This window comes from Actinoplanes sp. 13 (assembly GCF_056134165.1).
The window spans coordinates 50,171-63,068 of the sequence record NZ_JBVYOQ010000027.1 but is presented as its reverse complement, the minus strand read 5'-3'; the positions used below and the strand labels follow the sequence as shown (position 1 = coordinate 63,068).

The 12,898-nt window shown below is 70.2% G+C and carries 12 protein-coding genes; 7 read left to right on the top strand and 5 right to left on the bottom strand.

Annotated elements, in window-relative coordinates:
- Positions 1-19 precede the first annotated feature (19 nt).
- Positions 20-2,050: a phage tail sheath family protein gene (locus tag AC0NH5_RS34565; RefSeq protein WP_474411241.1), complete on the bottom strand. Its 2,031-nt coding sequence runs from the start codon at positions 2,048-2,050 to the stop codon at positions 20-22.
- A gap of 210 nt (positions 2,051-2,260) precedes the next feature.
- Between AC0NH5_RS34565 and AC0NH5_RS34560 the strand changes: the two genes are divergently transcribed.
- A complete protein-coding gene (locus tag AC0NH5_RS34560) occupies positions 2,261-4,057 on the top strand; it encodes an AfsR/SARP family transcriptional regulator (RefSeq protein ID WP_474411240.1) in 1,797 nt (598 codons plus the stop codon).
- A gap of 256 nt (positions 4,058-4,313) precedes the next feature.
- Here the strand turns inward: AC0NH5_RS34560 and AC0NH5_RS34555 are convergent, their stop codons facing one another.
- From AC0NH5_RS34555 to AC0NH5_RS34545, 3 genes are all read right to left on the bottom strand, one after another.
- Positions 4,314-4,748 (bottom strand): hypothetical protein, encoded by a 435-nt coding sequence (locus AC0NH5_RS34555; RefSeq protein WP_474411239.1) that lies wholly within the window; start codon positions 4,746-4,748, stop codon positions 4,314-4,316.
- Between the two features lie 159 nt (positions 4,749-4,907).
- Complete coding sequence (locus AC0NH5_RS34550; RefSeq protein ID WP_474411238.1) at positions 4,908-5,489, bottom strand: MarR family winged helix-turn-helix transcriptional regulator; 582 nt, start codon at positions 5,487-5,489, stop codon at positions 4,908-4,910.
- Positions 5,490-5,519: 30 nt separating this feature from the next.
- Positions 5,520-5,855 (bottom strand): hypothetical protein, encoded by a 336-nt coding sequence (locus tag AC0NH5_RS34545; protein WP_474411313.1) that lies wholly within the window; start codon positions 5,853-5,855, stop codon positions 5,520-5,522.
- Between AC0NH5_RS34545 and AC0NH5_RS34540 the strand changes: the two genes are divergently transcribed.
- Complete coding sequence (locus AC0NH5_RS34540; protein ID WP_474411237.1) at positions 5,764-6,945, top strand: Gfo/Idh/MocA family protein; 1,182 nt, start codon at positions 5,764-5,766, stop codon at positions 6,943-6,945. The genes AC0NH5_RS34545 and AC0NH5_RS34540 overlap by 92 nt on opposite strands.
- A 21-nt stretch (positions 6,946-6,966) precedes the next feature.
- On the opposite strand, the gene AC0NH5_RS34535 is transcribed toward AC0NH5_RS34540, so the two are convergent.
- On the bottom strand, positions 6,967-7,464 hold the full coding sequence (locus tag AC0NH5_RS34535; protein ID WP_474411236.1) for a hypothetical protein: 498 nt from the start codon (positions 7,462-7,464) through the stop codon (positions 6,967-6,969).
- 151 nt (positions 7,465-7,615) lie between these two features.
- Between AC0NH5_RS34535 and AC0NH5_RS34530 the strand changes: the two genes are divergently transcribed.
- The 5 genes from AC0NH5_RS34530 (at position 7,616) to AC0NH5_RS34510 (ending at position 12,676) form a co-directional block, all read left to right on the top strand.
- Positions 7,616-8,053: a chemotaxis protein CheW gene (locus AC0NH5_RS34530; protein WP_474411235.1), complete on the top strand. Its 438-nt coding sequence runs from the start codon at positions 7,616-7,618 to the stop codon at positions 8,051-8,053.
- 118 nt (positions 8,054-8,171) lie between these two features.
- Positions 8,172-10,136, top strand: a complete 1,965-nt coding sequence (locus AC0NH5_RS34525) for a putative bifunctional diguanylate cyclase/phosphodiesterase (RefSeq protein WP_474411234.1) — start codon at positions 8,172-8,174, stop codon at positions 10,134-10,136.
- Between the two features lie 618 nt (positions 10,137-10,754).
- Positions 10,755-11,252 carry an NUDIX domain-containing protein gene (locus AC0NH5_RS34520; protein WP_474411233.1) on the top strand — a complete coding sequence of 166 codons (498 nt, stop codon included), beginning with the start codon at positions 10,755-10,757 and terminating at the stop codon, positions 11,250-11,252.
- A 327-nt stretch (positions 11,253-11,579) separates the two neighbouring features.
- Positions 11,580-12,065 (top strand): hypothetical protein, encoded by a 486-nt coding sequence (locus AC0NH5_RS34515; RefSeq protein ID WP_474411232.1) that lies wholly within the window; start codon positions 11,580-11,582, stop codon positions 12,063-12,065.
- A gap of 89 nt (positions 12,066-12,154) precedes the next feature.
- Positions 12,155-12,676, top strand: a complete 522-nt coding sequence (locus tag AC0NH5_RS34510) for a hypothetical protein (protein ID WP_474411230.1) — start codon at positions 12,155-12,157, stop codon at positions 12,674-12,676.
- The last annotated feature ends 222 nt before the right edge of the window (positions 12,677-12,898 follow it).

The window sequence follows — 12,898 nt, the reverse complement described above, 5'->3', positions numbered from 1 at the left end:
TTTCAGGGGTGGACGTGGCTCAGTAGGCGGGCTGCCCGGCGACCTGCCGGATCGTGACGATCACGAACTCGGCCGGGTCGAGCGGCGCGAAGCCCGCAACGACGTTGACGACACCGTCGTCGATGTCCGCCTCGGTCGTCGTGGAGGCGTCGCACTTGACGAAGAACGCTTCGTGAGGCGTACGCCCGGCGAACGCTCCACGCCGGAACAACGTGTCCAGGTAGGCGCCCACGTCCATCCGGATCGCCTGCCAGAGCTGCTCGTTGTTGGGTTCGAAGACGACCCAGCGCAGCGCCCGGTACAGGCTCTCCTCGAGGTGCAACGCCAGACGCCGCACCGGCACGTAGGCCCACTCGCCGGCCTGCTCGTCCTCGGCCCCGGCCAGGGTGCGCGCACCCCAGACCACCGGCCCGGTGCCGGGGAAGATCCGCAGACAGTTGACGGCCAGCGGGTTGAGCAGCCCGTTCTCGCGGTCGGTGAGCGGCACGCTGAGCGCGCGCACCCCCCGCAGCCGGGCCGCGGTGCCGGCCGGCGCCTTCCACACCCCGCGCTCGACGTCGGTGCGAGCGATCACCCCGGCCACGGCGCCGGCGGGCGGCACCGGACACGGCCGCCCGGACACCGGGTCGTCCACGATCAGGTGCGGGAAGTACAGGGCGGCGTGGTCGCTGCGCGCCGCTGCGAGCCGCTCGACGCCGGTGCGGGCGGCCGCCACGCTGGTCCATCCGGCGGGCGCGTCGATCAGCACGAAGATGCGCTGCTCGCGGGCGATCCGGTCGGCGACCGCCAGCACTGTGGAGGCGTCCTCGAGCGAGTCCCAGCCGGCCAGGTCGGGCAGGTTCAGCAGGTTCACGTCCCCGACGTCGCGCAGCGCGTGCAGGCCGGTCTTGGCGGTCTCGTCGCCGATCAGGTCGCCCGGCTCGGGCGGGTCGCCGTTGTCACCGCCGGACAGGGCGAAGACCGGCGGCGCGGCGAACGCCTCCAGGCCCAGGTGGTCACAGTGGTCGCCGGAGAAGTGCACCACGTCGGCCTCGTCCCGCGACCCGGCGACGGTCAGCAGCCGGCGGCCGACGACACGCACCCGCGCGCCGCCGAACGCGGTGCTGCCCGGCCGGTCCGGCTGCGCCCGCAGCTTGCGTTCCAGCAGCGCGGCCAGCTCCGGCAGGTGCCGCGGCGGCGGTCCGTCGTGGTGCGGCCGATAGAGCCGGAACTCGCGTTCCTCGTCGCCGATGCGCACCCGGACGTCGCCGTCGAGGTCGGGCAGGTCGCGGTCGAACTCGCGCGACAGCGTGCCGTTCGGGTTCGGCCGGCGCCGTCCCACCGCCGCCACCCGGATCAGCTTCGACGCCGCATTGATCACGTCGGGAGCGAACCGCTCGTGGTCCGGGTCCATCGACAGGCCGCGGTGAGACTCGTGTCCCGTGGGACCGTTCAGCACGTACAGATTGAAGGTGTCGTGCGGATCCCGCGTCGCGTGGTCGATCACGATGCGCAGCTCGTTGCCCCAGTGACCCGGCTCCCTGGCGTGCACCTCGAGCACCGGGCGATCCCGCGGGCGGTCGTGACGGTCACGCGGGTCCTGGTCGGAGGCGGCTTCCTGGTCGTCGAGCGGCTCGGGCTGGTCGCTCTCGTCCGCGGCCGCGTCACGCGGGCGCCCGGGCCGGGGCGGACGGCCGGGCCCGTGGTCGTCATGATCATCGTGGTTATGGTCGTCGTCGTGATCGCCGTGGTCGTCGTGGCGGTCGCGGGCGAGGAGCGTCACCGACGCCTCGTCGGCGCTGCCCTCCTTGATCACTCGGACGATCACCGCGGCGAGGCCGCCGTTGGCGAAGAACTGCTGCGCCGCGGTGCCGACCGCACCGTGCCGGCTCGGCCCGCCGAAGTACCGCTCGTACTCGGCGAAGCCTCCGATCCGGACCGGCTGGTTGAGCGGGCCGCGCCGGGTGTACCCGACGAACGCGGCCGTCGCGGTGGACACCGGTGTGCCGTTACCTACCGTGGTGGAGTTTTCCCCGACATAGACCCCGGGATAGGTCGTGTCCGCCGGCATCCCGCCTCCGTTTCCCCTCAGGCGCATCGGCTTCCCTTCAGGCGCAGCGACCGATACGCGGCAGTTGGTCGGGAATCCGACCTACATCGGCTTGTGCCGGTATCCGGTAGAGGGTCAGACTCGTCGATGTACAGATCGCTACTGATTTGCTAACGGGCAGGTAGCCCGCCTGCGGATGGCGCGGGGACGAGCAGCGGCGGGGTGCGGGGGATGCAGATTCGGCTGCTGGGACCGATCGAGATAGTTGCCGCCGGGCGCGCGCTGGACGCGGGCGCTCCACAGCAGCGGCTGGTGCTGACCGCACTCGCCGCCGACGCCGGCCGCCTGATCGGCACGGAAAGTCTGATCGATCGCGTGTGGGACGCGGCGCCCGGTGGCGCCCGCCGGACGCTGCAGGTTCATCTGAGCCGGCTGCGACGGCTGCTGGACACGGCACAGGCGAACGGGGAGACGGACGGGGATCCGCCGGTCCGGGTGCTGCGCCGCTCCGGTGGATACCTGCTGGACGTGGCACCCGACCAGGTCGACGCGCTACGGTTCCGGCGCCTCGTCGAGCGGGCCCACGAACGCCACGGCGACGACCACGAACGCCTGCGGCTGCTCGCCGAGGCGATGGGCCTGTGGCGCGGCACGCCGCTGGCCGACCTGCCGGGACAGTGGGCCGCCACTGTCCGGCAGGCCTGGGACCAGCAGTACGTCGACGCCGCACAGGAATGGGCGGCCACCTCCGTACGCATCGGTGAGGTCGGTGCGGTGCTGGCCCTGCTGGCCGGCCTGACCGCCGAGCGGCCCACCGCCGAGTCGCTGGCGGCAGCCTACATCCGTACCCTGTACGCGGCGGGCCGCCCCGCTGACGCCCTCGACCACTACGCCGTCATCCGTGAGCACCTGGCTGACAAGCTCGGTGCCGACCCGGGACCGGAGCTGCAACAGCTGTACCGGCAGATCCTGGCCGCCGACCCGGCACTCGCCCTGCCCGCCGCCGAGGCACACGCCCGGTGGACGCCGCGCCAGCTGCCCGCTCCCCCACCGGCGTTCACCGGCCGGGTCGACGAACTGGCGCTGCTCGACCGCCCCGGCGACGCCGACGACCTGGTGATCACCGTGATCGACGGGATGGCCGGCGTCGGTAAGACCGCCCTCGCCATCGAGGCGGCCCACCGCATCGCCGGCCGCTACCCGGACGGGCAGCTCCACCTGGACCTGCGCGGCTACACCGGCGGGGCGGAGCCGATGGAACCGGCCGAGGCGCTCGCGCACCTGCTGCGCGGCATCGAGGTTACGGAGCCGCAGATACCGGCCGGCGCCGACGGCCGGGCCGCGCTGTACCGGACCCGGCTGGCCGGGCGGCGGGTGCTGATCGTGCTGGACAACGTGGCCGGTGAGAGTCAGGTCGCGCCGCTGCTGCCCGGTTCACCCGGATGCCTGGTGCTGATGACCAGCCGGCACCAGCTGGCCGGACTCGACAACACCCGGCAGCTGTCACTCGACACGCTCACCGTCCCCGACGCCGTCGCGCTCTTCGCCCGCAGCGCCGGCGTGGATCCGCGCGCGCACGAGGCCGGCCTGCTGGCCGAACTGGTCGAGCTGTGCGGCCGGCTGCCCCTGGCGATCCGGATCGCGGCGGCCAGGCTGCGCTCACACCCGACGTGGACGCCGGCACACCTGGCCGAGCGGCTGCGCGACAAGCGTTACCGCCTGGCCGAGCTGGAGGCCGGCCAGCGCAGCGTCACCGCCTCCCTCGACCTGTCGTACCAGCGGCTCAGTCCGGAACAGCAGTACGCCTACCAGGTGCTCGGCCGCCACCCGGGCCCGGACATCGACGAGCACGCCACCGCCACCCTGCTCAACGCCACGCCGGTCTCCGCCACCCAGATCCTCAACAAGCTGCTGGACGCCAACCTGCTGCGCGAACCGGCCGCCGGCCGTTACCGCTTCCACGACCTGACCCGGGCGCACGCCGCCTACACCGCCGCGCGCGACCGCAGCGGCAGTGAACGCGGCTGAGTTCACTGTTGGCCTCCGACGGCGGTCGAGCGCAGCACGCGTTACTTCACCGGCGCGAACGCCTCGCGTGGGGAATCCCGTCGTGCGGAACAGCGCCGCCCGGACCTTGGCCGCCGGCACCACCGACGTGTGCAGCACCGCGCCGCCGTACTCGGTGTCAGCGATCAGGCCGACGGGGCCGCCGGCCGCCTGCGCTCGACCTTGCCCATCTTGTCCTCCCCGTGCTTCGTGGACCTGCTCGGTGCGCAACCCGGCGTCAGGTGCGGGCCACCTCCCACGCCGTCCGGGCGACGTCGACCGCCAGCCGGACGGGCAGCGCGTTCTTACGTTTCGCCAGGGTCGCGGCCGCCAGCTCGGTGGCCCCGACGAGATGGTCGGCGAGCATCGGCAGCACCTCCTCCGGCGGCCGGTTCTCCAGGTCGGCCGGCACCGCGATCTGCACGGCGACGAGCCGGAGCGGCCGCGCATACCGGCCGGTCCGTACCCCCGTGAACTCGGTGTCGAGCAGGGGCCCGGCGACGTGGAACACCACGTCCACGCCCGACTCGTCCCCCTGGTCGGTCCACCCGACGCCCTCGACGATCTGCGACAGCCGGTCGATCGCCGTGGCGATGCCGGTGTTGCCCGGGCTCCGTCCCCCGATGACCGAGCCGACGAACAGCGGGCCCCAGTCGTCGTCCTCGGTCGTCATGTGTTTCTCCTTGTCAAGGACCCGATGCGCCGCCGGGCAAGCTAACAGCCCTAGGGATTGTCGAACGGTCCGGGCGGGAACGGCGGCTTTGTGCCCGCCCAGCGCTCGGCGGTGCCGTCTTCGCTGCTGGTGGCAGTGAGTGCGGCGCGGTGCCGGGCGTCAGCTACTCGGCGTGTCCGGCCTGTTGCGGTTGATGGCGGCATTGACGGCGGTGCCGATGCGGCGCAATGCCGCCAGGTCGTGCGGCTCGAGCTGGTCCATCAGATATTCGCGGACCGCGGCGACATGCCCCGGCGCGGCGGCCACCACCTCGCGGTAACCGGCCTCGGTCAGCGTGGCGACGGTCCGGCGGCCGGCGCCGGGAACCCGGGCCCGCTCGATCAGTCCACGTTTCTCCAGCCGTCCGACGACATGCGACAACCGCGACAGCGAAGCCGATGTCCGGGCGGCCAGGTCGCTCATCCGCAGGGTGCGTTCCGGTTGCTCGGACAGGACCGACAGCACCATGTATTCGAAGAACGTCAAGGGTGTCTCGCGCTGCATCCGGGCATCCAGGGCGGCCGGCAGGCTGATCATGATCGCGGAGTTCGCCCACCACGCCGCCAGCTCGTCCTCATTCAGCCAGCGCGTTCCAGTAACCGGCTCCGTGGGCTCGCTGGTGGTCCTCTGCGTCGCTGACGCCTCGCTGGTGGCACCCGGCCCCGGGTGGGCACGCCTGCCGTTCGCTGTGGTCTCGGCCATGCGAGAACCATACCGCACGTTGTTGACGCATCAAGTTAAGGTGTGCTTCGATGTTGACGCATCAAGTTCAAATGTCGGCACAGCGTGATGCGCATCGGCCGCCCGCCACCCCTCACCACCGCAGATCGCGGCGCCGACCGGCTCGAGGAGAACACCGCCGCCGACGGCATCCGGCTCACCGCCGGCCAGATCGCCCGTCTGGACCACCTGGCCCCGGCATCCGGCGATCGCCACGCCGAGGCCGACATGGCCGTGATCGCCACTGACACAGCCGATGCGGGGCGGGTTACCCCGCCGTGCATCAACCGAGCGGCGCGGAAAGGCCGTGCCGCGAACCGCAAGAGGACGAACGGAGCTCAATGTCATGTCAGGCACAGTGATTCGCGTAGGCATCATCGGGGCGGACACCAAGGCAAGCTGGGCCGGGGCATCACACATCCCCGCGCTGGCGGCACAGCCGCAGTACACCTTGGCCGCCGTGGCGACCCGCCACGAGGACAGCGCCCGCAGCGCGGCCGAAGCCTTCGGCGCCGAACGCTGGTTCGCCGATCCCCTGGAGCTCATCCGCGACCCGTCGATCGACCTCGTCACCGTGGCCGTCAAGGTCCCGGCCCACCGCGACCTCGTTCTCGCGGCCCTCGCCGCGAACAAGGCCGTCTATTCAGAATCCCCGCTCGGCGCGACCGTCGCGCAGACAGAGGAAATGGCCGCCGCGACAGGCCCGCTGCACACCGCGATCGGCCTGCAGGGCCGGCTGAACCCGTCGGTGCGCCGCGCAGCAGAGATCATCGCAGGGGGCCGGCTCGGACGGGTGCTGTCGGCACGGGTCGCCGCGACGACCTTCGGCAACGGCCCGGAGTCGATCAGCGCATACGAGTACTTCGACAAGGCGGCGGCCGGAGCCGGCTTGCTGCCGATCGCCGCGGCCCACGTCCTGGACGTAGTCGAAGCGATCCTCGGTGACATCGCCGACATCGATGCCCGCACGGAAATCCTCTGGCCCCGAGTGAGGCTGGCCGACACCGGAGAGACCTCCGTCCGGGAGGTCCCGGATCACCTCGACGCCATCGTCAAGACCACCTCGGGCGCTCCCGTAGGGGTGCAGATCCTGGGCGGCGTCCCGGTACCCGAGGCCCGCTTCAGCCTCGAAGTCCGCGGATCGGACGGCTGGCTGACCCTGACCGGCAACCACCCCGCGGGCGTTCAGGTCGGCGACCTGACGCTGTCGTCCAGCGTGGACTTCGACGCGCCCGATCGCCCCGTCGCCACCGGCACCGGCCCCACCGCCGCCGCCATCTGGACCGGAGCATCCATCAACGTGGGCGAGGTCTACGCCAGCCTGGCACGCGACATCACGAACGGGACCCACCACACCCCGGGCTTCCACCACGCCGCCCACAACAGCCGGCTCATCGCACGAGTCGAACAGGCTGCCCGCACCGGGATCCGGCAGTAAGGCAGCGAACACGACAAGCAATCACTGCAAAAGAAGGGGGATCACATCATGGAGATCGGGCTCCATATCGCGGACTACGCATGGAGCGGTGGCTCCGCCGTTCTCGGCCCCCGGCAGGCAGAGCCGACCGCGCCGGCGGCGCGGCGGAAAGAGAGGAACGATGAACGACGAGAACCCGTCAACGGCCGATCGTCGGCTTACCTGCACCTGGCCGGCACCGACGACGAAGTCCTGCTCGGGCTGCGCCGCGCATGGCCCGGCACGCTCATCGTCAACCCGTCGACGGCGAACAGTCCCGTCCCGTCGGCCCGGGACGACGCCCAGCGCCGGCTGGCCCAGGGAGCGGACCTGGTCTCGTTCGGCCGCGCTCACCTCGCCAATCCCGCGGTTGCCCAGCGACTGCGCGAACGCGCGGATCGAGGCCGGGTCGGTGAGGTCGACCGGATGCACCTCGATGCCTCCGCGCATCTGCGCGCGGACCCGCTTGCCCTTCGCGGTGTCGCGGACGGCCATCAGCACGGTTACCTCTGCCCCGGCCAGGCGTGCCGTGGCGACCCGGCCGAAGTCCGATTGATCACGCCGGATTCCTTGGTTCGGTACTCGGTCTTCCGATACTCCTGGCAATCCGTCACGGCATGTCCCCGGCGGTCATCACCCCTGGGAGTCACCCATGTCCAGTCGTCAGTTCGTCACCTTCGAGGTCGCCAACCAGTTCTTCGGCGTGGACGTGGACGCTGTGCAAGAGGTGCTGTCGTACAGCGAGTACACGCCGGTACCGATGGCACCGAACGCGGTCGGTGGACTGTTCAATCTGCGCGGGCAGGTGATCGCAGCAGTGGACCTGCGTGTGCAGTTCGGGTTGCCGCGCCGGGACATGTCCGGCCTGGTGATGAACGTGATCGTGCGGTACGCCGGTGAGCCGGTGAGCCTGTTGGTGGACCGCATCGGTCAGGTCGCCGACCTCGACGCGCAGTTGTTCGAGGAGCCACCGGCAACACTGACCGGCCCGTCACGGGCGCTGGTCACAGGTGCGTACAAGACCGAAGGCCGGCTGTTGCTGGTGCTGGACGTCGCCGAGTGCGTGAACACCGCCCGCGTCACGTCCTAGCTGTCATGTCCACGGACCTCGGTAACGCTGCGAAAGTCCAGAAGCAAGGACTGCGGCCAGATCGCCTCAGCGTTCAAGGCCGACGCCATCGCTCCTCACATGTGCTGTGCTGAAGCCGATGAGTACGACCATGCGGGCATTGACTTCGAAGCCGACGCGCGGCCTCATGGCCGGTCAGCGGATGCTGGTGTGGTTGCTGGTAGCAGCCGCGATGACCGTGCTCGCGGGCAGCGCAGTGGTGATCACCCGGTTGCAGCAGGACGTGCAACGGCACAGCGAGCTGCGGATGTTGCTGACGCAGTTGAGAGTCGCCGCGTGGCAGCAGGACGCGCTGCGCTCACAGGCGATCCTGGCCGCAGGGCTGTCCCCTGCGCTGGCGCAGACCCGCGACCAGGTCGACAGGACCGTGGACGCCATCGGCGGCCGGTTCACGCTCCGCGACCCGGAACACGGCCCGGCCGAGGCCGTACAGGCGGCATACCTGGCATACGACACGGCCGTCGACAAGGAGTTCGACCTGCTCGAACAGGGCCAACCCCAGGCCGCCGAGCAGGCCGACGCATCGCGGTCCGCCCCGGCGTTCGCCGATCTGATCACCGCACTCGACGACGCCGACCGGCACTACCGAGACGCCGCCGACCGGACCGCCGACCGGGCCCGCACCGGCACGCTGCTGGTCCTGGCGCTGTCGGGCGGCATCATCGTCGCGCTCACCTGGCAATCGCACCGGATCCGGGCACGCGCCTTCCGGCGTGCCGCTCACCAGGCCTCGCATGATGCGCTGACCGGCCTGCCGAACCGGGTGCTGTTGCGCGAACACACCGCCGCGGCGATCGCCCGCGCCCAGCAGGAGCAGACCGGGACAGGACTGCTGCTGATCGATCTCGACCGGTTCAAAGAGATCAACGACACCCTCGGGCACCACTACGGCGATCAGCTGCTGATCCAGACCGCCGAGCGGATGCGGCAGTCGCTGCGCGCCGGCGAGACGGTGGCCCGCCTCGGCGGCGACGAGTTCGCCGTGGTGCTGCCGGGCATCGTGGACGCCCACGACGTCACCGCGGTCGCCGCCCGCCTGCACGACGCGTTGCAGCAACCGTTCGAACTCGGCGGACTGTGCCTCACCGTCGCCGGCAGCATCGGCGCAGCGGTCTATCCCGACCACGGCGCCACCGCCGACGAACTGCTGCAACACGCCGACATCGCCATGTACACCGCCAAAACTCGGCGCACCGGCTACATGCTGTTCGCCGCAGGCCAGGACAACGCCGACCCCCAAAAGCTCACCCTGGCCAGCGACCTGCGCCGCGGCATCGACCGAGGCCAGCTCGTCCTGCACTACCAGCCCAAGGTCGACACCCGGACCGCGACCGTGCTCGGCGCCGAAGCCCTGGTCCGCTGGCAGCACCCCCAGCACGGCCTGATCCCGCCCGGCGAGTTCATCACCCTGGCCGAGCACACCGGCCTGATCACCCCGCTGACCCGGTTCGTGCTCGACACCGCGCTACAGCAATGCCGTACCTGGCTCAACGCCGGCCACGAACTCAGCGTGGCCGTCAACGTCTCCACCCACCGGCTGCTCGACCTCGACTTCCCCGCCGAGGTCGCCGACCGGCTCGCGCACTGGCAGATACCGGCCCACCTGCTGACCATCGAGATCACCGAAAGCGCCATCATGACCGACCCGGACCGGGCCCTGCACGTCGTGCAGCGACTACACGTCCTGGGAGTCCACCTGTCGATCGACGACTTCGGCACCGGCTATTCCTCGATGGCCTACCTCAAAACCCTGCCCGTGCAGGAACTCAAGATCGACCGCACGTTCGTCGCTTCCATGACCAGCGACGACCGCGACGCCATCATCGTGCGCTCCACCGCCGAACTGGGCCACCACCTAGGGCTGCGAATCGTCGCCGAAGGCGTCGAGGACGCCGCCACCTGGCAACAACTGCAGGCGATCGGCTGCGACGCCATCCAGGGCTACTACGTCTCCAGGCCCATGACCGCCGAACAGTTCCTGCAATGGCTCGAACAACACGACAACCACGCAGGACCACACACACCGGCGACACTCACCGGCTGATCCCGCCTACCGGCACCTCACCGGCGCACCCCACCGCGACACCGGCGGCGACGCCCCAAGGAAGGCTGGGCCCAACCGCCGGACACGTCGTCGTCGAACCCGCAGCGCGCAGCAGAGTGTCGTGAACACGGGCCGGCGGGGTGGCCGCATCGGTGAGATCGGCTGCCGCTTGAGGCTGTCAGCGGACTGACGGCCCCAGTCGTAATGGCTGGTGGGTGGGCGCCGGCGATCGGTGCATGACCCCGACAGCTCCGCTGGTGGCTTGGCGCCGTCGGCGGTGGCGTTGGCCGAGCTCGACGCAGAGAAGCTACGTCATTCACGCAGCCGCCGATCGCAACGTTGGGCCGGCCCTCGACGCTCGATTCTGCCGAGCAGCGCACGTACGGACCCGCGCACGGTGGCTAGGAAACGCGCCCAGTACGGACGCCCGGCGCGGCGTCGCCGGCCTCGGATGGTGGTCGGTCCCGGCGACGGGCCTGCTGCTCGGCCTGCCGGCGATCGCCGGGGCCGTGGTGCTGTGGCGGGAGCGCAACCTGCGGATCCTCCGCTGACTGCTCCCGGCAAGACAAGCGATCCGACGGATGGCCGATCGGTCGCACCAGATCTAGCATGATTTCCATGAGCGACGTCAACGCCGGTGAGCTACCCGAGTTGACGTTCGCACTCCCGGCCATCCCGGCCTCCGCCGGAGCTCTGGTACGTGGCCGCAAGGGCCGATTGCTCGTCCTGAAGCCGACGTACAAGGGCGGCTGGACGATCCCGGGTGGCGTTGTCGAGATCGGCGAGTCACCGTGGGAGGCGTGTCGCCGCGAGACCAAGGAGGAGTGTGGCCTCGACGTCACTACGGGGCGGCTTGCGTGCGTGGACTTCCTCCGCCCACGGCCCGGCCGTCCGGGTGGTATGCGCTTCCTCTTCGACTGCGGCGTGTTCGACGACGCCGTCTTGGACACGGTGGTCATCCAGCCGATCGAGATCGCCGAAAGCCGGATCCTGCCGATCGACACGGCGCTGCCCTTGCTCAGCGGACCGGTCCGACGTCGGGTACGCGCCGCCTGGAAGACAAAACGGGTGCGCTATTTGGAGGACGGCCGCCCTGTGCAGGGGATCAGCTCTTAAGAGCATCGTCGGGCGACGGTCGCCCGGATCTCCACAGTGGCTTGTCCGGGGCAGCTTCGCCGTCCGGCCCTGATCAGTGCGCCGGCCACCGTCGCAAGCCTCCGGGCGGCCCTGTTGCCGCCACCGCGGTTGCCGCCGCCGGCGTCGGGCTGCTCCGCCCCCGGGCGGCCGGTGTCCGCCGCTGACCCGGCAGCTGAACCGGAGGTGTCGGCAGATCCAACACTTCGATATGGATCGCCATTCGTTTCCATAAATAGTTATGATCATCGCGGTCATACGGGGTGAGATGCAATGACGGGGGAATTCGTGAATATTGTTGGTCGTATCGTGGCGTCCATCGTCGTGCTGATCGGCGCCGTCCTTGTCGCGCCGTCGCCCTCCTATGCGGATCTGCGCGACTGCCGCGTGGTGTCGGAGACTCCTCTCTCTTTCACCGCCATCGAACTGTGCCTGCACGACGTCGACTTCCGGAGCTACGGTTCCATCGCCGGTCCCGGCTTCCACCTCAGGTCCGAGGTGGCGATCGGTACCGCTGCCACCTCGCACGCCTCGAACATCAACTGCCGGGTGACCCTGCGGGCCGAGCTCTACAACGCGGGGTCGCAGTGGGGCACCGGGGGCGCCGCGAAAAGCTGCAACGCCTCGCTGAACAATCGCGACTTCCTGCAGGAGTACCACCATCTGACCACCGGCACCTCGGCCCGATCCATCAGGGTCGTCGGGTGCGTCGACCTTTATGTCACCGGCCAGGCCAACTATTTCCAGAAGTGCTTCGCCACCGCCTGGCACGAGTTGGATTACTACCTGACCTGAGTCATCTGATGAATTTCTTCCTCACATGGGGTGAGAAAGCGGGCCGCCGGTATCTCGCGGTTACCGTTGATCAGAGCGGAGGTATTTCATTGCGCATCATCAACCGGATGGTGGCGGCGCTCGTCGTGGTGCTCGGGGTGGCGCTGGTCGCCCCCACGCCCGCCGAGGCGCGGACCACCAGGTGCTTCACCCTCGGGGGCAACCCCGGCTCGCAGGTGGAGTTGTGCCTCAGCGACGGCCTCGTCTACAACCGTGACGGCATCAGCCGCGGCGTGCGGCTCTCGTCGCTGGTCGAGATCGGCGACGGGTTCACCGCCGGGGACAGCCTGTGCAAGGTCACCATGCGGATCGAGCTCTCGATGTCCGCCAGCGGTGCGTCGCCGTGGGGCCCCGGCGGTGTCGCAGCGGGTTGCACCGAAGCGGTACTCGAGGCCGAGGCCACCGGGTTCGGGAGCTCCGGCACCCTCCACACCATCGTCGGCACCCAGGCGACGTACGGGCGGACTGTCGGTTGTGTCGACCTGAACAAGCCCGGCTATCCGTCGTTCTGGCAGCGGTGCGCCGCCTCGGCGTGGCACCTGCTCACCGACGAGAATGGTCCCAACACATAGGACAGTAGCTCCGCGAACGGGCCTGACCGGCTGGTCAGGCCCGTTTCGCGGTCAGAGGCCGACGGCCTGGAACCACGGGTGGCCGGGCCCGAGCGTGGCCGCTGTTGTGGAATCAGCGGCTCGATCCGGGCCCAGAGGTCGTCGTCGACCGGCCACGGTTGCGGGTCGCGCTACCACGACCACCATTTCGCGCCGCCGCCCCGGGCGGCGAGCCGTCCCGGC

Bases quoted from the DNA above. Each gene is read 5' to 3' on its own strand.
- AC0NH5_RS34555 (WP_474411239.1), bottom strand. From the start codon at position 4,748: ATGACGACCGAGGACGACGACTGGGGCCCGCTGTTCGTCGGCTCGGTC.
- AC0NH5_RS34550 (WP_474411238.1), bottom strand. From the start codon at position 5,489: ATGGCCGAGACCACAGCGAACGGCAGGCGTGCCCACCCGGGGCCGGGT.
- AC0NH5_RS34545 (WP_474411313.1), bottom strand. From the start codon at position 5,855: ATGACATTGAGCTCCGTTCGTCCTCTTGCGGTTCGCGGCACGGCCTTT.
- AC0NH5_RS34530 (WP_474411235.1), top strand. From the start codon at position 7,616: ATGTCCAGTCGTCAGTTCGTCACCTTCGAGGTCGCCAACCAGTTCTTC.
- AC0NH5_RS34540 (WP_474411237.1), top strand. From the start codon at position 5,764: ATGCGGGGCGGGTTACCCCGCCGTGCATCAACCGAGCGGCGCGGAAAG.
- AC0NH5_RS34520 (WP_474411233.1), top strand. From the start codon at position 10,755: ATGAGCGACGTCAACGCCGGTGAGCTACCCGAGTTGACGTTCGCACTC.
- AC0NH5_RS34565 (WP_474411241.1), bottom strand. From the start codon at position 2,050: ATGCCGGCGGACACGACCTATCCCGGGGTCTATGTCGGGGAAAACTCC.
- AC0NH5_RS34560 (WP_474411240.1), top strand. From the start codon at position 2,261: ATGCAGATTCGGCTGCTGGGACCGATCGAGATAGTTGCCGCCGGGCGC.
- AC0NH5_RS34525 (WP_474411234.1), top strand. From the start codon at position 8,172: ATGAGTACGACCATGCGGGCATTGACTTCGAAGCCGACGCGCGGCCTC.